Consider the following 21,307-nt stretch of genomic DNA (forward strand, 5'->3'; position numbering starts at 1 on the left):
ATCGCACTGTTTTACGACTGTGCAACAATGATGCCGTTATCTGATCTGCTCGAAGGCTGGAGTTTGCCTGCCTGGACCTACGACGACCGGGACTTCTTTCGGGCGGAGCAGGACCGCGTGTTTGCTCCCAGCTGGCAACTGGTCTGCCACCTTAGCGACATTCCGGAGAAGGGTGATTGGCACACGCTCGAATATCTCGGCGAAAGCATCGTTGTGGTGCGTGGAGAGGATGCCGTCGTCCGCGCCTTCACCAATGTATGCCGCCACCGCGGATCCCGCATTCTGGATGGATCGAGCGGCTGTGCGAAGAAGCTGGTTTGCCCTTATCATGCATGGACCTACGATCTCGATGGACGGCTATCCGGTGTGCCGCAGAAGAGCGACTATCCGGGACTGGACACGTCGCGGCACAGCCTGAGCCCGGTGGACATGGAAATCTGGCGCGGCTTCATCTTCGTGCGGCTCGTTAGTCAAGGCCCGGCCGTTGCGCAGATGATGGCGCCTTATGAAGACCAGATCGCGCCTTATCGATTCGAGGAGCTGACGGCTTTCGGCCGCGTTACGCTTCGGCCGCGCTCGGTCAATTGGAAGAATGTGGCAGACAACTATTCGGACGGCCTCCACATCCCCGTTGCGCATCCCGGCCTCACACGCCTGTTCGGGCGAAGCTATGGCGTAGAGGCGGAAACGCATGTCGACCGGATGTGGGGCGACCTCATCGACCGGCCGTCCGTGAACTGGTCCGAGCGGCTGTATCAGACGCTATTGCCGCCTGTGCCGCATCTGCCCGAAACGGCGCAGAGGCGCTGGCTCTATTTCAAGCTGTGGCCCAATGTCGCCTTCGACATCTACCCCGATCAGGTGGACTTCATGCAGTTCCTGCCCGTCAGCCCGACCGAGACCCTGATCCGCGAAATCAGCTATGTCCTGCCGGATGATCGCAGGGAGATGAAGGCGGCGCGCTACCTCAACTGGCGGATCAACCGGCAGGTGAATGCCGAGGATACGCAGCTGATCGCGCGGGTGCAGGACGGCATGGCATCGCGCAGCTTCACTATCGGGCCGCTCGGGCAAAGCGAAGTCTGCCTGCGGTCCTTCTGCGCCAAATTGCGCGCGTTGATCCCACAGGCGCGGGAGGAACGGCGACCGCGCAATGGATGGAGCAGAGCATGACCTATGACGCCCTCATCATCGGCGCGGGGCATAATGGTCTCGTCTGCGCCTTTTATCTGGCGCGCGCGGGCCTGAAGGTCCGCATCGTCGAGCGTCGCGATGTCGTGGGCGGCGCGGCCGTGACGGAGGAGTTCCACCCCGGTTTCCGCAATTCCGTCGCCAGCTATACGGTGAGCCTGCTTCAGCCCAAGGTCATTCGGGACATGCGGCTGGCCGACCATGGCTATCGCGTGATCGAGCGGCCGGTTTCCAATTTCCTGCCGCAGGACGATGGCGGTTATCTGATGCTGGGCGGCGGGCTTGAGCGCACGCAGGCGGAATTTGCGCGATTCTCCAGGGCAGATGCTGCGGCTCTGCCTGCCTATTATGCGGCGCTGGAGAATGTGGCCGAAGTGCTGCGCGGCCTGGCTTTGAAAGCGCCGCCGAATATCGGCGATGGTCTGCGCGCGTTGTATGATGGCGCGATGCAGGGACGTGCGCTCTCAAAGCTCGGCATCGAACAGCAACGCGACGTGCTCGACCTCTTCACCAAATCCGCGCGCACCTTTCTCGACAGCTGGTTCGAGAGCGAAGCGGTAAAGGCCGCGTTCGGCTTCGATGCCTTGGTCGGCAATTACGCATCGCCCGACACGCCCGGCAGCGCCTATGTGCTTCTCCACCACGTCTTTGGCGAAGTGAACGGCAAGAAGGGCGCATGGGGCCATTGCGTCGGCGGCATGGGCACGATCACGCAGATCATGGCAAAGGTATGCCGGGATATGGGCGTAGAGATCAGCCTTGAGAGCCATGTCGATCAGGTGCTGGTGGATGGCCACCGGGTAGCGGGTGTGCGGCTCGTCTCCGGCAAGGAAATTGCCGCCAAGCGCGTTATCGCCAATGTCGGGCCAAAGCTTCTGTATGAGAAGATGATGACGCCGTCGGACCTGCCGGCCGACTTCCTGAAACGCATCAGGGCCTTCAAGGCGGGCTCCGGCACTTTCCGCATGAACGTGGCGCTGTCCGAACTGCCGCGCTTTGCGAGCCTTCCAGAGCCGGGCGAGCATCATCAGTCGGGCATCATCATCGCGCCGACGCTCGACTATATGGATCGCGCCTTCATTGATGCGAAGGTTCATGGCTGGTCGAAGGCGCCGATCGTCGAGATGCTGATCCCTTCCACGGTGGACGACAGCCTCGCCCCGCCGGGATGCCACGTGGCGAGCCTCTTCTGCCAGCAGTTCGCGCCGGTCTTGCCGGATGGGCGGGACTGGGACGATGAAGAGGAGGCTGCGGCGGATTGCATCATCGATACGGTGGAGAAGCACGCGCCCGGCTTCCGCGCCTCGATCATTGCGCAGACGCGGCTCAGCCCCAAGGGACTCGAACGCAAGTTCGGACTATCGGGCGGCGACATCATGCATGGCAATATGAGCCTCGACCAGCTTTGGGCGGCGCGGCCGGTGCTTGGCCATGGCAGTTATCGCGGGCCGGTGGCGGGGCTCTACATGTGTGGTGCGGGGACGCATCCCGGCGGCGGCGTTACTGGAGCGCCGGGGCATAATGCGGCGCGGGCAGCGTTGTCAGCCGGCAGTATCTTCGGGAAGCTGCGCGGGCGATGAGAGTGAAGTGCTGCGGCGTGTCCACCAGTATAGCGGCAAGCCCGCCAACATCAGGACCAGGCTCAATCCGCTGACCGAAATTCCAGCGCCCCACAACGTCCACAGCGCGTAGATCAGACCAAGCCCGGCAGCCGGTAGCGCGACCCGGAACCGCAGCGCCGCCGCAGCGCAGGCGAGGTATAGCCACAATGTCGCGGATGTGGAGAGCAGCGCCATGGCCGTGAAGATCGCAACGAGGCCTTGCAGGCTGTTGGCGATCAGCAGCAGGCTTGCAAATATGCTGGAGACGATCAATGCCCGCACCGGCGTTCCCCTCGCATCCGTCATGGCGAGCCATGCGGGCAGCTCGCCATTGCGCGCCATTGCCAGGGGGACTTCGCCCTGCAGCAATGTCCATCCGTTCAGTGCGCCGAGGCAGCTGATCGAGGCGAACAGCGCGATCAAACTGGCCGGGCCGGGCGCCCAATAGTGCGACACGAACGCGGCAAAGGGCGACGCCGACTGTGCTTTCGCCATGGGCAGCAGCAGGGCTATTCCGGAACAGACAAGCAGGTAGATCGCGCCTGTCGCCGCCGTGCCGATCATCGTGGCGCGCGGGATAGTGCGGGCGGGATCGGCAACCTTGTCCGCAGCTGCGCTCGCGGATTCGAAGCCAAGTAGCGCCCAGAGTGTCAGCGCGGCAGACGCGGTTACGGCAGGGAGCGCAAAGCCCTCGCTAGGGAAGGGGGCTACGACGGCGGTGCTCCTGCACAGCGCCAGCAGGATGAGCACAACGACTACGACCATCGGCACAAGCTTCAGGATCAAGGTCACGAGCTGCAGCGACCCCGCCACCTGCGCCCCGCGCAGGTTGAGCAGCGTCAGGCCCCACAGCAGGATCAGCGCCGCGCCTACGCCGATCAGCGGTGTCTGCCCCAGAGCTGGTATCAGCGGTGTGAGATTGGCAACTGTGGCGACGGCAATGGTCGTGTTCGCCGTGACGATCGATACCCAGTAGGTCCAGCCGATCGCGAAGCCCGCCACCGGGCCGAAGGCGGCGGCGATCATGGCCGGAGGTCCCTTGGCTTGAGGCAGATGCACGGTAAGCCGCGCGATCACCCATGCCAGCGCCAGCGCGCCGGAAATGGTGATCGCCCAACCGGCCACGGCGTTCCACCCAAACGGGGCGAGCGCCGCAGGCAGCAGGAACACGCCGGTCCCGATCATGTTGCCCATGACCAGCGCGATACAGGCGGCGATACCGAGGGGACGCGCCGCGTGTCGCGTGTGTTGGGGCGGTGATGTCACTGCCGGATAAGGCAGCACGCCGCCCCGAATTGCAAGGCTGGTCAGGCATTCGGATCAGAACTTGAACCCGGCTTCCTCCTATGAGGGATATCTGGCTGAAGTCATTCTGATTTATACGGCTTCGACTTCAAGATGATCTACGTTCAACAGCCAGCCGTCGATCTCGATTTCATATTCCTCCTCATCGGGATACACTAAAACTACAGTAGCAACAGTGCCAGCAGGGTAGCTGGCGACTGGTTTTACTAGGCGAACTCGACTGGTTTGTGGAATCATCCGCAATTGAATGAACCGCGCCCACATACGTTCCTCAGCAGAACGTGCTTCCGCCTCCGACGGTCGGTTATTCTATAGCGCTACTGAAGCGCGACGGTAGTGCGCTTCAGTTGTTCGCTACGCAGCGGGCCGGCTCTTTTCGTCCCGGCGGCGACACTTTGCTGCTTCCTCCTTTGAACAGCTAGCAAGTTGTACCAAAATCAGATCGTAAGTTCGCCCTCGTCTTCACCGTCCCAATAATGCACGCGGCTGGCATGGACCTTGATCAGAACAAGGCCCGGTGTGTCGATGCCATCTTCGAACCAGCGGTCGATGTCCTTAGTCCAATGTTCGGCGAAAGCGGCCTTGTCGCGGATCAACTCTGCTCTGCCTTCGACCGCGACGAAGAACGGTCGCTGGCCGATAATACCTGATTTGCCGAGGAAGCTGAGACCAACCTGAGAGTCGCTTTCGATATCCTGGATCATCCGTGTGCTGTCATGGGTGAAATAATAGGAGTTGCCGTCATAGTCGACTTCCCGGTTGTTGCTCATGGGGCGTGCGCCGATCGCGCCGCCCTGCGTGTGGGTGGAGAGCATCGCGAAGTCGATATCGCGCATCTTGCTCGATAAGTCTGCCAAGGTCTTGGGCATCATCGTCTCCTTCAGGGGTTTGCCCAGACAACGTTTCGCCGATGGCAAAAGCTCCCGCTTTGATGCTGCCGCAAGCAGGATTGGCCGCTCTACGGCGATCCCGTCTGTCCCATACCGGTACGTCTGATCGTTAACCCTTTATGACCATGGCCGAAAAGGTAAACAATGCGTTAACTTGGCATCATGAGAAAACGACGCGCCCTTGTCCTCACCAGCGAATCGGCTGGCCATCCTTTCCGCCGCGGCCTGCCGCCGCATGTTCTGGTGATGCCGAAGCATGATACTCCGGCGAAATCAGACGATCAGGACTGGAAGCTGTTCGGCCTCAGTTTTGCGGCTTTCTTCACGGCCTTCTACAGCTTCATCGCCTGACGAGACGCAGCCTTAAACAGTCACCGGATGCAGGTCGCAGGCTTTGTGCAGGCGCCATGCCAGCCAGGCCGAGACAGGGCACATAGCGGCGACCAGGACCAGCTGATTGACTGGAGGGACGCCAATCATGGTGAGGCCAAGGGCAATGATCGAGCCCGCCACCATGGCCCCGGAATTCACGATGTTGTTGGCTGCAATGGTGCGCGCCGCTTCGCACTTTTCCACTGTAGTCGTCAGAAATGCGTAGAGTGGCACGACGAACATCCCGCCGAAAGTCGCTACGCCTAGTAGGCAGCCTGTCAACGCCAGCGCATCCCGATGCCTCAGGAAATCGCGGAACGACAGGAGGTGTCCGTCGTCAGCGCCCGCCCAATTCGCACATACGAAATGAAATCCGAGCAGGCACACGCCCATCGCGATCACCGAGGAAGGGCCGAATTTCGCCGACACCGTGCCCTGCAACATCCGGTTGATGGCGACAGAGCCCAAAGCGATGCCGACCGAGAAGATCGCGAGGAACAGACTGGCCACGGATTTGTCGGCGGTCAGGACATTCTTAACGAGCGGCGGAAACTGGATGAACAGCACCGCGCCGATGGTCCAGAAAAAGCTGATCGCCATGATCGCCAGGAACAAGCGGGGTATGTGCATCGTGCCTTTGACAAGGCGGATAGATGCGCGAACGAAGTGATAATCCAGCGGATCGCAACGTCCCATGGGCGGGGCGGGGGGCACTTGCCGCCCTGTGATATATCCAACGACTGCCGTCACGACGACGCCTGCCGCCGCGACTTCGACCGGGATGATACCCGCCAGGATCGTGCCCGCGAGGATGGCGATGTACGTGCCTGCCTCGACCAGGCCCGTGCCGCCAAGCACTTCATCGTCATGCAGATGCTGCGGCAGGATCGCATATTTGATGGGGCCGAAAAAGGTGGAGTGTATCCCCATGGCGAACAGCGCGAGCAGCATCAGCGGAATGGCGATGCTGTGGATGGCCATTCCCCACCATGCAAGCGCGAGTCCGGCTGCGCCTACACCCATGATGACGATCTCGGCCGCCTTGACGATTCGAATGATGGCGGATTTATCCCGCTGATCGGCAAGTTGCCCCGATAGCGCCGAGAGTATGAAGAACGGCAGGATGAACACGCCCGTCGCAATCGCGCTGAACCATGTCTCTGCCCTTTCGTCACTGTAAACCGAGTAGACGACGAACAGCACCATGGCGTTCTTGAACAGGTTGTCGTTGAATGCGCCCAGGAGCTGCGTGATGAACAGCGGAAGAAAACGCCGCTTGGTAAGGAGCCTGAAAGAGGCTTGCATATGCGCGAAATCTCTCGCTGTTGCGCTTGGATGCGGGGTCTAGCCTTTGTGGATGCCGCTGTCCAATGTCGCGTTCCAGCCATGCGATCAGTGGATTGTGAGTGTAGGGGCAGAGGCCTTCGCGGCGCCCTGCGACAGTTAAGCCGTACCTTGTCACCGGCACTTGCCTGTGGCAGGCGGAAGCCATGCTGACCCTGCCCAATTTGCTTACGCTTTCACGCATATTTGCGGTGCCGTTGCTCGTGGGTTTGCTGTGGTGGCCGCAGTGGGCAGCGGGTTATGCCTTTGCCTTCGCGCTCTACTGCCTGATGGGCATCACCGATTATTTCGATGGATATCTGGCGCGTGCCAACGGCGCGGTATCGCGACTGGGCATCTTTCTTGATCCCATCGCCGACAAGATCATGATCGCCGCCGTCATCCTGATGCTTACCGCGACGCGAGACATCGCAGGCATTCACATCATCGCGGCGCTCATCATCCTTCTGCGAGAAATAGCGGTCTCCGGACTGCGCGAATTTCTGGCGGGTCTGCAGGTTTCCATTCCCGTGTCGCAACTGGCGAAGTGGAAGACGACGTTTCAGCTCATCTGCTTTGGCGCCTTGATCCTGGCAGGAGCGCTACCGCAATATCCGTTCATTCAGTGGACGGGGATCGCGACTCTTTGGGGCGCGGCAATTCTGACGGCAGTGACCGGCTGGGACTATCTCCGCGTCGGCCTGAAGCATATGGACTGAAGCAGCATGGCAACGCTGGAGATCCTTTATTTCGCGTGGGTGCGCGATGGCATCGGCAAGGATGGCGAGCGTATCGAGAGCCCGCTGCCGGAAACGACCGTCGAGGGACTCATCGACAGTCTTGTTGCGCGGGGCGGGGGCTATGCGGAGGCGCTTGGCGACCGCAAGCGGCTGCGCGCTGCTCTCGATCAACGGTTCGTGCCACTACATACGTCTATCGGTAGTGCCAAGGAACTGGCGCTGTTCCCGCCGGTTACGGGCGGATGAGTGTCGTTGCGTCCGTGCGAGCCGAGGACTTCGACACGGCCGCCGAACTCGCCGCGTTGGAAGCCATGGGAGGCGGGGGCGTCGCGAGTTTCACTGGCATCGTGCGCGGCGGGGATGGGCTCGTCAGCCTGCACCTCGATCACTACCCCGCAATGACGCAGGCGCAGGTGGAGCGGATATGCGCGGATGCCATGGCGCGATGGTCCTTGCTTGGCATCCGCATCGTGCATCGGACAGGCACGCTGCTGCCCGGCGATCGTATCGTGTTCGTGGGCACGGCATCCGCGCATCGCACCGCTGCGCTCGAAAGTTGCGCCTTCCTCATCGACTGGCTGAAGAGCCACGCCCCGTTCTGGAAAAAGGAACGCTTTAAAGATGGTCGCGAGACCTGGGTGGAAGCTAAAGCAGAGGATGACGCGAAAGCGGCCGAGTGGGGCTAAAGCAGCGAGGCTCAGGCGGCGACTTTCTCCCGCGTCTTGCGCGGCGCTTTGGCCGCCTGCCGCAATATCTCTGCGAGCATCCGGAATTCCTTGTCTCGCGGGCTGTTCTTGCGCCACACGAGCGCGATCTCACGCTTGGCGTTGTCGGTGTTGAGCGGGCGCGCGACGATTTGCGTGTTTTCCAATATTCCGCCGCTGATGGCCATTTCGGGCAGCATCGTCAGTCCCAGCCCGTTGTCGACCATCTGGACCAACGTGTGGAGCGAGGTTCCCATCATCGTAGCCTCGGCCCGGAGTTCCGGGCGGTTGCAGGCGGCGAGCGCATGATCCTTCAGGCAATGTCCGTCTTCGAGCAGCAGCAGCCGGGCCTCGTCGATCATCTCCGCGTCGATATGTTCGGGCGGATCGCGCGGGTCGTCCTTGGGGAAGGCCACGTAAAGCGCGTCAGAGAACAGGATCTCACAGTCCACCTCGCCCGTCGCATAGGGTAGTGCCAGCAACACGCAGTCGACTTGTCCGTGCCGGAGAGACTCGATGGCCGCGTGGCTTGTCTCTTCGCGCAGATAGAGCTTGAGTTCCGGCTTCTCCGCACGAAGCTTCGGCAGCAACTGAGGCAGCAGGAACGGCGCAATCGTAGGGATGACGCTCATGCGTAGCTCGCCGCTTAAGGGCTTGCCTGCCGCCTGAGCGATCCCGGCAAGTTCTTCCGCCTCGCGCAGGACGCGATGCGCCTTCTCGACGATACGATCGCCTAGCCCCGTGAAGCGCACCACGCGGCGCGTACGCTCAACCAGGGTTACGCCAATCAGCGACTCCAACTCGCGGATACCTGCCGACAGCGTCGACTGGGTTACGTAGCAGGCATCGGCGGCTCTGCCGAAGTGGCCATGCTCCTTGAGCGCGACCAGATATTGCAACTGCTTGAGCGTCGGCATGTAGCTCGACATGTGATTGGCTCCCTCGATTGAAGAGGGAAATATAATCGCTCTAGGCGATATATCCAAGCCACTTGAAGATACCGAACAGCGAGGTAAGCGTCAGTATGACGCCGACCGAGCCCATCAGGACCTTCGGCGCGATATGGCGGGCCAGCATCGCGCCTATAGGGGCGGCGATGACGCCACCGATCAGGAGACCCGCGGTTGCGACGGTAAACGCTTTCCAACCAATATTGAGGAAGAAGGCGATGGAGATACTCATCGTCAGGAAGAATTCGACCGTGTTCACGGTGCCTATGGTATGGCGCGGACTGGACCCTTGGATCAGCAGATTGGATGTGACGACCGGCCCCCATCCGCCGCCGCCCGTGGCATCAAGAAAGCCCCCGGCCAGGCCGAGCGGCCCCACGATCTTGGGATTGCTGCGCTTCGGTGGCAGATGGCGTGAACGCCAGACCAGATAGAGGCCGATAGCCAGAAGGTACGTCTGGATGAAGGGCTTAACGGCGTCGCCCTCTATGTTGGAAAGGACGTAGGCGCCCAGGACGCCGCCGATGACTCCTGGGATAACCAGTCGGCGGAACAGGCTCCAATCGACGTTTCGATGCAGGATGTGACTGATCGCAGAGACGCCGGTAGTGCAGGTTTCCGCTGCATGTACGCCGGCGGAAGCAGCCGCGGGCGGCACGCCCAATGCAAGCAGCAGCGTACTCGAAATCACGCCATAAGCCATGCCCAATGCGCCATCGACCATCTGGGCAAAGAAGCCGACCAGCGCATAAGGCCAGATGGCGTCGGCATGTGCCGCGCCCAAATTCAGGATCGACTCGATCATTAGGCCCCCTGGAATGGCTATTGTCTAGCGCCGTGCTTTGCTTTTCTCAATTAACCAAGCAACTTTCTCTTTCGCGCGGCGAAGGCAAAAACGGCTCCCATCTGGAAAATTGGAAGAAGAACGCCTATTCTGTACATTGGTTCAGGTCAAAGGGCATCCGATGGTCCGTCGTCTCATTTCCTATCTGGATTCGGTCAAGTCCCGAGATCCTGCTCCGCGCTCGCGCGCCGAGATATTGCTCTATCCCGGCGTATGGTCGCTGGCGTTTCATCGCGTCGCGCACCGTCTTTATCGCTGGGATATGTTTTTCCTGGCGCGCGCCGTCAACCACTTGTCCCGTTTCCTGACTGGCAACGACATTCATCCGGGAGCACGGATCGGCCAGCGCTTCTTCATCGACCATGGCTTTACCGTGATCGGGGAGACGGCGGAAATCGGCGACGATGTGACCATCTACCAGAATGTGACGCTCGGCGGCACCGATCCGGCCAACGGAATTGCGGGCAAGCGGCATCCCACTATCAGCAGCGGCACCATAATAGGGTCCGGTGCGCAGGTGCTGGGACCTGTGACGGTCGGATCGCGCGCGAGAATCGGTGCGAATGCCGTCGTGACCAAAAATGTGCCTGAAGGTGCAACGATGGTCGGCATCCCGGCCCGGCAAATGCTAGTTGATGTAACAGCTTATCAGCGGGACTTCGTACCTTATGGCACACCCTGCAGCGACGGCTTCGATCCTGCGACGCAGAAGCTGGAAATGCTCCAGTGTGAAGTCGAACTGCTGCGCAAGCGTCTTGCCGCTCTTGTGGAGGAGCAGAACACGGGCCGTCGGCTAGCGGACGACGTGCAGGAGCGTGGCTGCGCCTGATGAGCGGTGCGTTCAACACCGGCAATGTGACGCCTTTCCCGCACGGCCGCACGGCGGTACAGACACTATTCGACCGGCAGGAATTGATGCGGATCATGGACCTGTACGGCCGCATGGTGTCGGCCGGCCACTGGCGGGATTATGCCATCGACATGGGCAAGGACGCAGCCGTGTTCTCCGCTTTCCGCCGCTCCGCCGAACGCCCGGAATATCGCATAGAGAAACGACCATCGCTGCGTAACCGGCAAGGAATGTGGGCGCTGATCGGAGAGGCGGGCGCGGTGCTGAAGCGGGGCGCTGAACTGGGTCCTATCCTCGCCCCGGTGGAACGCAAGCTGATGAAGCTGGTGGAGGAGTAGGGACTATCTTCCCATCCGGGGCGCGAGCATTCCGACACGGCTCTTGTAGTCGCTATATTGCTGACCGAACAAGGTGGTTAGGTCTCTTTCCTCATATCCGATGGCAATGACTATATAGGTCGTCATCCCAGCCGCAAAGAGCAAGTGGCTCACTGTCATCACGGGCGTTGCCCAGAAGGCAATGAGGAAGCCTGAGTAAAGCGGGTGCCGCACAATTTTGTAGAAGAAGGGCTGGCGGAACTTCGGCTCTAGCGCGCTACTGCCACGGAAATTCCGATAGACCTGCTGCAATCCGAACAACTCGAAATGGTTGATAAGGAATGTGCTGAGGAGCACGATCAGCCATCCAATCGCGAACAACGCCCACAGTGTTCCAGCGGCCAGCGCATTGGTTACTGACCAAACTACCGTAGGAATGGGCAACCAGAAGTAGAACATCACCAGCAATACGGCGCTGGTTACGAGCACATAGACGCTTCGCTCGATCACGGCAGGGATGATGCGGGTCCAGGCGCGCTTGAAGCCGCTTCGCGCCATCATGCTGTGCTGCAGGCCAAACAGTGCGATCAGGAGGACGTCGGTTAGGAGCGCGGCAGGAAGCGTTGCCGCTGGCCCGTGGCTTACGGTCCGCGGCGCTCCAGGCAAATCACCGACGAAGGCGATCAGGTAAAGGAAAGTCGCGAGGAATATGCAGTATGCGACGACACCGAAAAGTACCGAAAGAACACGTGCCATGGATCCCTCCATTGCCGATCGTTCCAGAGACGTACCATGTCGCAAGCGGCGGCGACAGTAGCGGCATTGCTAAGCAAAGACCCGGTCAGGCTGCCCTGCTTCGCGGTCCAGATAAGGCAAGCGCGCTTTCATCGTATGCGGCAATCCTTCGACGACCATTTTGCGTGCCCTGTGCCAGAAGGCCGAGAGCAGAAGCAGCGCGGAGCCGATAAGGAGGGCGGTCAGGGCGAACGACCATTCCACGGCCCCGGCTTGCCGGATCAAAGCGCTCAATGCCCAGAGGACATAGGCCAGGCTGGACACCAGCAATGCTCGCCGGTCGATGGCCAACGCCACGATGGCGAACACCACGTACAGCACGACTACGCTGAGTGCCGTCAGGGCGGATACCGCGCCATCCAACGCGCCGAGCAACTGGAAGAGGCTGTGTGCGATCATAGGCGCCGCAGTGAGATGCAGCCAGAACGCCACATCGGAGCGCCGGGTCGTCCTTGCCCGGTCGCTCATGTCCCACCACATGGCGCAGGCGAACACGGCGACGCCTGCCGCCAAGATCATCCAGATGATGCCATCCTTGATCCCGGGGACCACCGCCACCAGAAGACCGATCGCCGTTGCCGCTCCTGCCGCCGCGCCGGCCGCTACCGTGATCGGCACCATGAAGCGGCGCCAGTGCAGCCATATCGCACCGGCCGTCAGCAAGGCCGCGGCGGATGCGATCAGCGCGCCCGTTCGCTCGTTCGCATCAGGGGCCAAGCGCATCCCTGCCGCCATCACCGCGAATGCGACGCCGCCTGCAAAGCTCAGCAGCAGCAGGATACTGGGTAAGGCCATGCGACGCACGCGCGTAAAATATTCCGCGAGCCCCCACGAGAGCGCGGCGACCAGAGTGCCCGCTATCATTGAGGGTTGATGATCCCCGCTGCTGCTCAGATCCTGCCCAAGCCAGCCCACTGCGATCAGCAGGATCACGCTGGCGATTGCCACGAAGATGTCGTTGAAGCCTGTCAGGAGGCGAAAATGCTCTTCATCGACCAGAGGACTCGCACGCCGGGAGGCGGCATGGGCGCGCAAGGCATCGGCTGCGCTTTGTGGGATAGCGCCTGCCTCGACCGCGGCCTGCAGATCGCTTTCGCTGTACATCTATGTAACTCCTCGCCGTTAAATTGACGGGTATCACGACTGTATCATCACAGCCATACAGCTAATAAGATTGGCTGTCACAAATCGGAAACAAATCTGAAGCTGGAACGAAACAAAAATGTCATAGGCGCGGCCTTTGAAACACCAAGCGCGAGCGTTGATCGGGCAATAGGTCGAACTGGGAACAAGATGAAGTATCGCCAAAGCCTGTTAGCAACGGCCATGTTGATGGCGGCTGCACCCACCGCGGCCGCAGCACAGGGGCTAAGCGCACAAGAGGCTGCGGACCTGCGCGCGCAGGTCGCTGCGCTCAAGGCGCAAGTGGATCGCCTGGAGGCGCGGCTCAACGCCGTTCCCCCGTCAGGCGACATCCAGAGCGCCAGTACGCCGCCTGCTAATGCTGCCACCCCACCGAAGCTGGCCGTGGCGGAGCCGGAAAAGCCAAAAACCAACATCAAGTGGAAGGGCGCACCGCAACTTAGTCTGGGTGACGCGACGTTCAAGGTCAGCGGACGCATTCAGATCGACGGCGCTTACCTCTCGGTACCTGATTCCGTAAACGACCGCGCGCAAGGCTATTCGAATGAGATCCGACGGCTGCGCTTCGGGGCGTCGGGTGTGCTGGGAGGAGGCTTCGGTTACAAGCTCGATGCCGAGCTATCCGACAACACTATCGATATCGTCGACACATATATAACCTATCAGAACAAGAAGTTGCTGGTGACATTTGGGAACCAGAATCAGTTTCAGTCGCTGGACGAACTGATTAGCGACAGCACCGGATCGGTCATGGAGCGCGCGGCCTTTACCGATGCCTTCGGTTTCGAACGCCGGCTCGGCCTCTCGGTCCAGTATCGGAGCAAACTGGTCGTGGCCCAGGGCGGCATCTTTTCGGACAGCATCGACTCGCTTTCCAACAGCAGCGACGGCGTTGCGGGTGGGGACGAGAACAACAGCTTCGGCCTGGACGGGCGCATCGTGATCATGCCGAAAGTCGGCGACCTGCAATTGCACTTTGGCGGCTCCTATCATTGGCGCGATTTCCAGCGCCTTTCGGAGGCACCCGTGCGTTACCGCCAGCGGCCCTATACGCACACCGCCAACAGCCGCTTCCTTTCCACCCCGAACATCAAGGCTGAGGGGGAGCGGCATTATGGCTTCGAGCTGGCGGGAAGCAGGGGCCGGTTGTTCTTCGCAGGGGAAGGGCACTGGCTGCGCGCGTCGCGTCGGGATCTCGCCGATCCGACCTTCTTCGGCGCCTATGCAGAAGTTGGATATTTCCTGACGAAAGGCGACACCCGACCACTGGAGGACGGCATCTTCGGCCGCACCGATCCAGCGAACCCGGTAAGCGAAGGCGGCCCCGGCGCGTGGCAGATCGCATTCCGCTACGACTATCTGAATCTGAACGACAAAGGCATCGTTGGCGGCACTCAGAACGCCTATATTGCGGGGCTCGTGTGGACACCGATCAACTACCTCCGCTTCAACGCCAACTATGCGCACCTCGTATATACCGATGCGGCAATTCTGGCGGGGGACCGCGCGGACTATAGCGCGGATGTGATGGCTCTGCGGGCGGAACTGGATTTTTGACGGAGTAGCGGATCTTCCCTGATCTTCTCGTAGCTGCGCGCTACTCTTCCGCTTCACCGCACTGCGCGCGGTGCAACAGCCGCTGATCCGCGAGCACCAGCGCCATCATTGCTTCGACTACGGGCACGCCGCGGATGCCGACACAGGGGTCGTGGCGGCCTTTGGTGATGATGTCGGACGGCTCGCCTTCGCGGGTGATCGTGTCGACGGGGATCAGGATGGAGCTGGTCGGCTTGAAGGCGATGCGGACCTTGATCGGCTGGCCGGTGGCGATGCCGCCCGCTATGCCGCCTGCGTGATTGGCCATGAAGACGGGTTTGCCGTTTTCGCCCGGACGCATCGGGTCGGCATTGTCCTCGCCGCGCAGGCGGGCGGCGGCGAAACCGTCGCCGATCTCAACGCCTTTGACCGCGTTGATGCTCATCATCGCGGCGGCGAGTTCGCTGTCGAGCTTGGCGTAAAGCGGTGCGCCCCAGCCTGCGGGGACGCCGATGGCAACGCACTCGACCACCGCGCCAAGCGATGAGCCATCCTTGCGGGCTCCATCTACCAGCGTTTCCCAGCGCTTTGCGGCTTCCGGATCGGGGCAGAAGAAGGGATTTTCATCGATCTGCGCGGCGTCGAAGCGAGCGGGGTCGATGGCGTCGCCGCCGATCTCGCTGACATAGGCGAAGATGTCGACATCCGGGATCACCAGCCGCGCGACCGCCCCTGCAGCGACGCGCGAGGCGGTTTCGCGGGCGCTCGAACGCCCCCCGCCGCGATAGTCGCGAAAGCCATACTTCGCGTCATAGGCATAGTCGGCGTGGCCCGGGCGATATGCCTTGGCGACGTCGGAATAATCCTTGGATCGCTGGTCGACATTCTCGATCATCAGGCTGATCGGGGTGCCGGTGGTGCGGCCCTCGAACACGCCGGAGAGGATGCGGACCTGATCCGGCTCCTGCCGCTGCGTCGTGAATTTGGAGGTGCCGGGGCGGCGCTTGTCCAGGAACGGCTGGATGTCCGCCTCGCTCAGCGACAGGCCGGGGGGGCAGCCGTCCACGACTGCGCCGATGGCGGGGCCGTGGCTCTCGCCCCAGGTCGTGAAGCGGAATACGCGCCCGAACGTGTTGAAGCTCATGCGCCTACTTGTCGAGGCCGATGTCGGGGGCGTCTTCGGCTTTCATGCCGATGACGTTGTAGCCAGCGTCGACATGGTGGATCTCTCCGGTCACGCCGCTGGCGAGGTCGCTCAAAAGATAGAGGCCCGCGCCGCCCACATCGTCGATGGTGACGTTGCGACGCATCGGCGAGTTATACTCGTTCCATTTCAGGATGTACCGGAAGTCGCCGATGCCGCTGGCCGCCAGCGTCTTGATCGGACCTGCCGAGATGGCGTTCACGCGGATATTCTCCGGCCCCATGTCCATGGCGAGATATTTGACGCTGGTTTCCAGCGCTGCCTTTGCAACGCCCATGACGTTGTAGTGCGGGATGACCTTTTCCGCGCCGTAGTAGCTCAAAGTCAGCAGCGCGCCACCGTCCGGCATCAATGCGCGCGCGCGCTTGGCGACGGCGACAAAGCTGTAGGCGGAGATGTTCATCGTCAGCAGGAAATTGTCGAGCGTGGTGTCGTAGAATTTACCGCGCAACTCGTTCTTGTCGGAAAAGCCGATGGCGTGGACGATGAAGTCGATGGTTCCCCAGCGTTCCTTGAGCGCGTCGAAGGTCGCGTCCAGCAGCGCCATGTCCGACACGTCGCACGGGATCAGGAAGTCCGAGCCGACCTGCTCGGCCAAGGGGCGCACGCGCTTTTCCAGCGCCTCGCCCTGATAGGAGAAGGCGAGTTCCGCGCCCTGCGCATGGAGCGCCTTTGCAATGCCCCAGGCAAGCGACTTGTCGTTCGCCAGGCCCATGATGAGACCGCGTTTCCCCTTCATCAGGGTACCCGTCATCTCTTCGCCCATGCCCTTTTGATCCTTTTATTCTTTGAGTGCGGAAGCGTCTTCCCCGTCCGGGAAATCGGCCAGTGCCGCATTGAGTTCGGCGCCAATTACCACGCCGAGCCCGACTAGGAAGAAAAAAATGAGCGTGATCATGACCCCGGCAAGGCTCCCATAGGTCAAGTCGTAGCTCGACAGGTGCGACAATGCGACGGGCAGGAGGATCAGCGTGCCATACCACCATGCTGCCGTCAGCAGGGCTCCGGGCCATTTTGGGAACTGCGGTCCGCGATATTTGCTGGGGGTGAGCGACACGAACAACGAGTAAAGCGCGAGCGTGAGGATCGCCATCGGCACCAGCTTGCTGGTCGCCACGATGCCGATGGCGCGGTCGGCGAAGGGCAGGACGCGGACGAGGAATTCCTCCGCGCCCGCCAGCGCCAGTTGCATGGAAAAGGCGAACATCGCGGCAAAGACGCTGACGATGATGATGCCGATAGAGCCGAGCCGGTACTGCCAGAAGGCGCGCCCGAAATGGGTGCCATAAGCGCGGCGCAGGATGTCGCGGATCGTCTCGATCAGGCTGCCGACCGACCAAAGTCCGACCAGTGCGCCCAGCCACAACACGCCGCTGGACAGGCGGGCGTTCACGACCTGCTCTATCGGGCCGCGCAACACGTCCGCGACGCTGGGCGGCACGGTCAGCAGGAAGCCGCTGACGGCGGCAAGGCCGTCCTGCGTCCGCCCGAAAGCGCTGGTGATAGCGGCCGCGACGATGAAGAAGGGGAACAGCGTGAGCAACGACATGTACGCAAGGTTGCCCGCGTGAATGAAGCCGTCGGTATACACGCCGATGGCGACACGCTTGATAACCTGGATCGCGTTGGCGCCGGGCCGAAAGCGGGAGAGCCGGAAGCGATGGGCGTGTTCCGGCTCCCTGAGCAGACGTTCGCGGCGCGCCTCGGGGGATTCGGGGGAAACGTCTCTCATGTGGTGTGAAACGCTCTCACACGCCTAAATGGCTCCGCACGGCGCGTTGGTCCTGCCAATCTGCTACGAACACCTTGAGGGCGGCATCGTCGGCAGGCACATCGATCATCAGAGTCACGAACTGATCGCCCCGAGTGCCGCCTTTGCTCGTGAAGCCGCGCTCCTTGAGGCGCAGCGTCTTGCCTGAAGTCGATCCGGCCGGAACAGCGAGCATCACCGGGCCCTCGACAGTTGGCACCTTCACTTTAGCGCCGTTGACAGCCTCATTCAGCGTGACCGGAAGGTTGAGGCGCACGTTGTCGCCATCGCGCGTGAAGAAGGGATGGTTGCCGACTTCGATGGTAATGATCGCGTCGCCTGCGCCACCGGGTCCCGGCTCGCCCTTGCCCGCGAGGCGCATCTGCGTGCCGCTCTCGACGCCGGCGGGGAGCTTGACGTCGATGGTCTTGCCGTCAGAGAGGGTGATGCGCTGCGGTGCGCGGGTAGCTGCGTCGACGAAGGAAACCGCGAGGCGATAGGCGACGTTCGCGCCTTTGGGAGGCGGTCCGCCGCGCCCGCGGCCAAAGCCGCCAAATCCGCCGCCGCCCGCTGCCGCGCCGCGCCCGCCGCCGAACAATCCTTCGAAGATATCGCCGAAGTCGCCGCCGCCCTGGCTGAATTCGAAGTCCGCAGGCCCTCCGCGCTGCCCACCTGGATGACCGCCGCGCCCGCCGCCAAAGCCGAACGGGCTGGTCGGATTGCCGTCGCCGTCGATCTCGCCGCGGTCGAATTGGGCGCGCTTGTCCTTGTCCATTAACAAGTCATAGGCGTGCGTGATTTCCGAGAAGCGCTCGGCTGCCTTCGGGTTGTCCGTATTCCGGTCGGGATGATGCGTCTTGGCCAGCGTGCGATACGCCTTCTTGATGTCGGCCTCGCTCGCGCCGCGCGCCACGCCCAGTACGCTGTAGGGATCAGCCATTTTTACCTTTTGCATGTTCGTCACGTAATTCGAAAAAGTTGAGGGGTTCGCTATCATGTGGAAAGCGGTTTGTCGCGCTTCAAGCGTGGCTCGACAGTCTGGCGGCGCTTCCGTAGACAGAGCGCATGACCGATGAAACGTCCGACGCCGAGATCCACGATCCCTTCGCCCTGTTCGACCGCTGGTATGTGGCGGCGCGCGAGAGCGAGATCAACGATAGCAACGCCATGGCGCTGGCGACGGCGGACGCGTCGGGGCATCCGTCCGTGCGCATGGTGCTGCTGAAGGGGCATGGGCCGGAGGGGTTCGTGTTCTATACCAATCTGGAAGGGCGCAAGGCGTCGCAGATCTTCGCCAATCCGCACGTGGCGCTGCTGTTCCACTGGAAGTCGCTGCGGCGCCAGATCCGGATAGAGGGCGCCGTGGAGCGCGTCGACGATGCCACCGCCGACGCTTACTTCGCAACGCGGGGGCGGGATTCGCAGCTTGGCGCCTGGGCATCCGATCAGTCCCGGCCGCTGGAATCGCGCGAGCGGTTCCTAAGCCGCTTCGAGGAGATGCAGGCCAGGTTCGAGGGGCGCGAAGTGACGCGGCCGCCGCACTGGTCGGGCTTCCGGGTAGTGCCCGAACAGATTGAGTTCTGGCAGGATCGCGAGCATCGCCTGCATGAACGGCGGATGTTCGCGCGGTCGGGTGATGGCTGGACGGAATGCCTGCTCTACCCGTGAGCGGCACTATCGCGCAGCGCGCGGCGCTTGCCAGCGTGGCGGTGGCGTCCGTGCTGCTGGTGCTGAAGCTGGTCGCGGTCTCGCGCACCGGATCGACGGCGATGCTAGGGTCGCTGGCGGATACCGGGCTTGATCTGGTGGCGAGCCTCGTCACCTTGCTTGGCGTGCGCGTGGCGGCGACGCCTGCGGATCATAATCACCGCTTCGGGCACGGCAAGGCCGAGGCGCTGGCGTCCCTGTTCCAGGTCGCGCTGATCGCGGTGGCGGCGGCTGCGATCGGATGGCGGGCGCTTGATCACTTCTCCGGCGGCGGCGGTGCCGTAGGGGGAGCGGATTACGGCATCGGCGTGTCAGTGGTTGCGATGGCGATGAGTCTTGCCCTGATCGTCTATCAGCGCCGCGCGATCGCGCAGACCGGATCGATGGCGATCGGCACCGACAGCCTCCATTATCAATCGGATCTCATCCTCAACCTGTCGGTGATCGCCGCGCTGGCGATGGAGCAGTATGCGGGCATAAGGGGCGCCGATCCGTTCTTCGGCCTCGCGATCGCGCTGTGGCTGGCCTGGGGCGCGTGGACCTCGGCCAACCGCGCCATCGATCAGTTGATGGACCATGAGTGGCCCGCCGCCGACCGGCAGCACTTCCTGAAGATCGCCGCACAACATCCGGAATTGAAAGGCATTCACGATCTGCGCACCCGGTCGAGCGGCGCGCAGCGCTTCGTGCAGTTCCATGTGTGGGTGGACCCGGACATGAGCGTCGCCAAAGCGCATCGCGTCATGGATGAGGTCGAGGCGCGGTTGGAAAAGGAGTTTCCCGGCGTGGAGATACTGATACATCCCGATCCGGAGGGGCATGTGGATGGCGCCGCAACGCCGGGGGCCATTTTCTCCTGAACGGCTCTTGGCGGCATGGCGGGGCGATGCGATCAGGCGCGGGAAACCCGCCCTCAGGATGCTGCCATGCCTAATCTTCCGTTCTTCCAGATCGATGCCTTTGCCGACGCGCCGTTCACCGGCAACCCGGCCGCCGTAATGCCTCTGGAGGCGTGGCTGCCCGATGATGTTTTGCTGGCGATCGCGGCGGAGAATAATCTGGCGGAGACGGCCTTCACCGTGCCTGACATCAGTGGCGAGGCGGATTACGAACTGCGCTGGTTCGCCCCCTTGGTGGAGATTGCCTTGTGCGGGCATGCCACGTTGGCGAGCGGGCACCTTCTGATCGAGGGTGAGCGTATCCGCTTCCGCACGCGCAAGGCAGGGGTGCTCGAAGTCCGGCGCGAGGGAGACGGCTATGCGCTGGACCTGCCCGCATGGACAATGGAATCACGCGAACTGCCGGAGATCGTTGCGGGCATTGGCGGCGCGCCGGTGGAGACATATTGGCGGGACGGCGGCTATGCCCTGCTGGTCTATTCAAGCGCGGAAGAAGTGCGGGCGCTGGCACCCGACTTTCATCGGCTGCGCGGAATCAATCCTGGCAACATCCTGTTCATGGCGACGGCGCCGGGCGAGGATAGCCACATCCTGAGCCGGGTCTTCGTGCCGGGCGCCGGGATCGACGAGGACTCGGTTACAGGATCGGCGCACGCTCTGCTGACGCCGTACTGGGCGAAACGGCTGGGGCGGGAGAGCTTCACGGCCTATCAGGCGAGCAAGCGGGGCGGCCGCCTGACGTGCCGGCTGGACGGTGAGCGCGCGGTGCTGGGCGGGAAATGCGTGACGGTGATCGAGGGTACGTTCCGGCTTTGACGATGCCGCGCGGGCCGCTAAGGCTGAGCAATGGCAAAAGCTGATCGTCTCGAACGTCTGGATACCCGCCGGGTTGAGCTTGAAGCGGAGTATCGGGAGGCTCTTGTCGCGGCGTTGCAGAAGGCGGCGGCGGGATCATGGGGCCTGTTCGACCATCAGGCGGACCGGAAGACCCGCGAGAAGATCGCGCCCGTCATCGACGCCCTGAGCGAAATGGCTGAGGATATCGACGAGATGCGCGAGCGGCTGGGGCTGGAGGCGTTCGCTTTGCATGCAGAGTTTCTGGCGTCGCGCGGGCCGGTGGCTTCCAGTGCCGTGGGCGAGCCCAAGCAGGCGCGCGCTTGGCTGGAGAAGCTTGGGGTGTGAGGCG

24 protein-coding genes are annotated in these 21,307 nt (G+C 62.2%); 13 read left to right on the forward strand and 11 right to left on the reverse strand.

Annotated elements, in window-relative coordinates; translation table 11 throughout:
• Nucleotides 1-27 precede the first annotated feature (27 nt).
• The gene (locus tag QHC67_RS08565) at nt 28-1,173 is read left to right on the forward strand and encodes an aromatic ring-hydroxylating dioxygenase subunit alpha (protein ID WP_319293234.1); all 1,146 of its coding nucleotides are present in this window, start codon (nt 28-30) and stop codon (nt 1,171-1,173) included.
• Nucleotides 1,170-2,771: an NAD(P)/FAD-dependent oxidoreductase gene (locus tag QHC67_RS08570; RefSeq protein ID WP_319293235.1), complete on the forward strand. Its 1,602-nt coding sequence runs from the start codon at nt 1,170-1,172 to the stop codon at nt 2,769-2,771. The genes QHC67_RS08565 and QHC67_RS08570 overlap by 4 nt, the downstream gene beginning before the upstream one ends.
• Here the strand turns inward: QHC67_RS08570 and QHC67_RS08575 are convergent.
• Nucleotides 2,733-4,058 (reverse strand): amino acid permease, encoded by a 1,326-nt coding sequence (locus QHC67_RS08575; RefSeq protein ID WP_319293479.1) that lies wholly within the window; start codon nt 4,056-4,058, stop codon nt 2,733-2,735. The two genes, QHC67_RS08570 and QHC67_RS08575, sit on opposite strands and share 39 nt — an antisense overlap.
• Nucleotides 4,059-4,534: 476 nt before the next feature.
• Complete coding sequence (locus tag QHC67_RS08580; protein WP_319293236.1) at nt 4,535-4,969, reverse strand: pyridoxamine 5'-phosphate oxidase family protein; 435 nt, start codon at nt 4,967-4,969, stop codon at nt 4,535-4,537.
• 180 nt (nt 4,970-5,149) lie between these two features.
• On the opposite strand from QHC67_RS08580, the gene QHC67_RS08585 reads away from it, so the two are divergent.
• Nucleotides 5,150-5,338: a hypothetical protein gene (locus tag QHC67_RS08585; protein WP_319293237.1), complete on the forward strand. Its 189-nt coding sequence runs from the start codon at nt 5,150-5,152 to the stop codon at nt 5,336-5,338.
• 12 nt (nt 5,339-5,350) lie between these two features.
• Here the strand turns inward: QHC67_RS08585 and QHC67_RS08590 are convergent, their stop codons facing one another.
• Nucleotides 5,351-6,664, reverse strand: a complete 1,314-nt coding sequence (locus QHC67_RS08590; RefSeq protein WP_319293238.1) for an MFS transporter — start codon at nt 6,662-6,664, stop codon at nt 5,351-5,353.
• Between the two features lie 185 nt (nt 6,665-6,849).
• Here QHC67_RS08590 and pgsA point away from each other — a divergent pair, with 185 nt between their 5' ends.
• The 3 genes from pgsA to QHC67_RS08605 are packed head-to-tail and all read left to right on the forward strand — an operon-like array spanning nt 6,850 to nt 8,108.
• Complete coding sequence (pgsA, locus tag QHC67_RS08595) at nt 6,850-7,401, forward strand: CDP-diacylglycerol--glycerol-3-phosphate 3-phosphatidyltransferase (protein ID WP_319293239.1); 552 nt, start codon at nt 6,850-6,852, stop codon at nt 7,399-7,401.
• Nucleotides 7,402-7,407: 6 nt separating this feature from the next.
• Complete coding sequence (locus QHC67_RS08600) at nt 7,408-7,668, forward strand: MoaD/ThiS family protein (RefSeq protein WP_319293240.1); 261 nt, start codon at nt 7,408-7,410, stop codon at nt 7,666-7,668.
• Nucleotides 7,665-8,108 carry a molybdenum cofactor biosynthesis protein MoaE gene (locus QHC67_RS08605; protein WP_319293241.1) on the forward strand — a complete coding sequence of 148 codons (444 nt, stop codon included), beginning with the start codon at nt 7,665-7,667 and terminating at the stop codon, nt 8,106-8,108. Before QHC67_RS08600 ends, QHC67_RS08605 begins: the two co-directional genes overlap by 4 nt.
• An 11-nt stretch (nt 8,109-8,119) precedes the next feature.
• Here QHC67_RS08605 and QHC67_RS08610 read toward each other — a convergent pair whose 3' ends face one another.
• Both QHC67_RS08610 and QHC67_RS08615 read right to left on the reverse strand, forming a co-directional pair.
• A complete protein-coding gene (locus QHC67_RS08610; protein ID WP_319293242.1) occupies nt 8,120-9,055 on the reverse strand; it encodes a hydrogen peroxide-inducible genes activator in 936 nt (311 codons plus the stop codon).
• Nucleotides 9,056-9,095: 40 nt separating this feature from the next.
• On the reverse strand, nt 9,096-9,881 hold the full coding sequence (locus QHC67_RS08615; RefSeq protein ID WP_319293243.1) for a sulfite exporter TauE/SafE family protein: 786 nt from the start codon (nt 9,879-9,881) through the stop codon (nt 9,096-9,098).
• 160 nt (nt 9,882-10,041) lie between these two features.
• Between QHC67_RS08615 and epsC the strand changes: the two genes are divergently transcribed.
• Together epsC and QHC67_RS08625 are read left to right on the forward strand one after the other, a co-directional pair.
• Nucleotides 10,042-10,749 carry a serine O-acetyltransferase EpsC gene (gene epsC / locus QHC67_RS08620; protein WP_319293244.1) on the forward strand — a complete coding sequence of 236 codons (708 nt, stop codon included), beginning with the start codon at nt 10,042-10,044 and terminating at the stop codon, nt 10,747-10,749.
• Nucleotides 10,749-11,108 carry a DUF2794 domain-containing protein gene (locus tag QHC67_RS08625; protein ID WP_319293245.1) on the forward strand — a complete coding sequence of 120 codons (360 nt, stop codon included), beginning with the start codon at nt 10,749-10,751 and terminating at the stop codon, nt 11,106-11,108. Before epsC ends, QHC67_RS08625 begins: the two co-directional genes overlap by 1 nt.
• A 3-nt stretch (nt 11,109-11,111) precedes the next feature.
• Here the strand turns inward: QHC67_RS08625 and mddA are convergent, their stop codons facing one another.
• Nucleotides 11,112-11,843, reverse strand: a complete 732-nt coding sequence (mddA, locus tag QHC67_RS08630; RefSeq protein ID WP_319293246.1) for a methanethiol S-methyltransferase — start codon at nt 11,841-11,843, stop codon at nt 11,112-11,114.
• A 69-nt stretch (nt 11,844-11,912) separates the two neighbouring features.
• The gene (locus tag QHC67_RS08635) at nt 11,913-12,986 is read right to left on the reverse strand and encodes a hypothetical protein (RefSeq protein ID WP_319293247.1); all 1,074 of its coding nucleotides are present in this window, start codon (nt 12,984-12,986) and stop codon (nt 11,913-11,915) included.
• Between the two features lie 189 nt (nt 12,987-13,175).
• On the opposite strand from QHC67_RS08635, the gene QHC67_RS08640 reads away from it, so the two are divergent.
• On the forward strand, nt 13,176-14,582 hold the full coding sequence (locus tag QHC67_RS08640) for an OprO/OprP family phosphate-selective porin (RefSeq protein ID WP_319293249.1): 1,407 nt from the start codon (nt 13,176-13,178) through the stop codon (nt 14,580-14,582).
• Between the two features lie 40 nt (nt 14,583-14,622).
• Here the strand turns inward: QHC67_RS08640 and aroC are convergent, their stop codons facing one another.
• Genes aroC through QHC67_RS08660 form a run of 4 tightly spaced genes read right to left on the reverse strand, consistent with a single transcriptional unit; the run spans nt 14,623 to nt 18,455 of the window.
• Nucleotides 14,623-15,705 carry a chorismate synthase gene (gene aroC, locus QHC67_RS08645; RefSeq protein WP_319293251.1) on the reverse strand — a complete coding sequence of 361 codons (1,083 nt, stop codon included), beginning with the start codon at nt 15,703-15,705 and terminating at the stop codon, nt 14,623-14,625.
• A gap of 4 nt (nt 15,706-15,709) precedes the next feature.
• Entirely contained in the window at nt 15,710-16,519 is an 810-nt protein-coding gene (fabI, locus tag QHC67_RS08650; RefSeq protein ID WP_319293481.1) for an enoyl-ACP reductase FabI, read from the reverse strand.
• 27 nt (nt 16,520-16,546) lie between these two features.
• Nucleotides 16,547-17,497 (reverse strand): YihY/virulence factor BrkB family protein, encoded by a 951-nt coding sequence (locus tag QHC67_RS08655; protein ID WP_319293253.1) that lies wholly within the window; start codon nt 17,495-17,497, stop codon nt 16,547-16,549.
• A 16-nt stretch (nt 17,498-17,513) separates the two neighbouring features.
• Entirely contained in the window at nt 17,514-18,455 is a 942-nt protein-coding gene (locus QHC67_RS08660) for a J domain-containing protein (protein ID WP_319293255.1), read from the reverse strand.
• Between the two features lie 152 nt (nt 18,456-18,607).
• Between QHC67_RS08660 and pdxH the strand changes: the two genes are divergently transcribed.
• The 4 genes from pdxH (at nt 18,608) to QHC67_RS08680 (ending at nt 21,303) form a co-directional block, all read left to right on the forward strand.
• The gene (pdxH, locus tag QHC67_RS08665; protein ID WP_319293483.1) at nt 18,608-19,183 is read left to right on the forward strand and encodes a pyridoxamine 5'-phosphate oxidase; all 576 of its coding nucleotides are present in this window, start codon (nt 18,608-18,610) and stop codon (nt 19,181-19,183) included.
• Nucleotides 19,165-20,082 (forward strand): cation diffusion facilitator family transporter, encoded by a 918-nt coding sequence (locus QHC67_RS08670; protein ID WP_319293257.1) that lies wholly within the window; start codon nt 19,165-19,167, stop codon nt 20,080-20,082. The genes pdxH and QHC67_RS08670 overlap by 19 nt, the downstream gene beginning before the upstream one ends.
• Nucleotides 20,083-20,148: 66 nt before the next feature.
• Entirely contained in the window at nt 20,149-20,937 is a 789-nt protein-coding gene (locus QHC67_RS08675) for a PhzF family phenazine biosynthesis protein (RefSeq protein ID WP_319293259.1), read from the forward strand.
• Between the two features lie 30 nt (nt 20,938-20,967).
• Entirely contained in the window at nt 20,968-21,303 is a 336-nt protein-coding gene (locus QHC67_RS08680) for a hypothetical protein (RefSeq protein ID WP_319293261.1), read from the forward strand.
• Nucleotides 21,304-21,307 lie beyond the last annotated feature (4 nt).

This window comes from Sphingobium sp. (genome assembly GCF_033795625.1).
GTDB lineage: Bacteria > Pseudomonadota > Alphaproteobacteria > Sphingomonadales > Sphingomonadaceae > Sphingobium.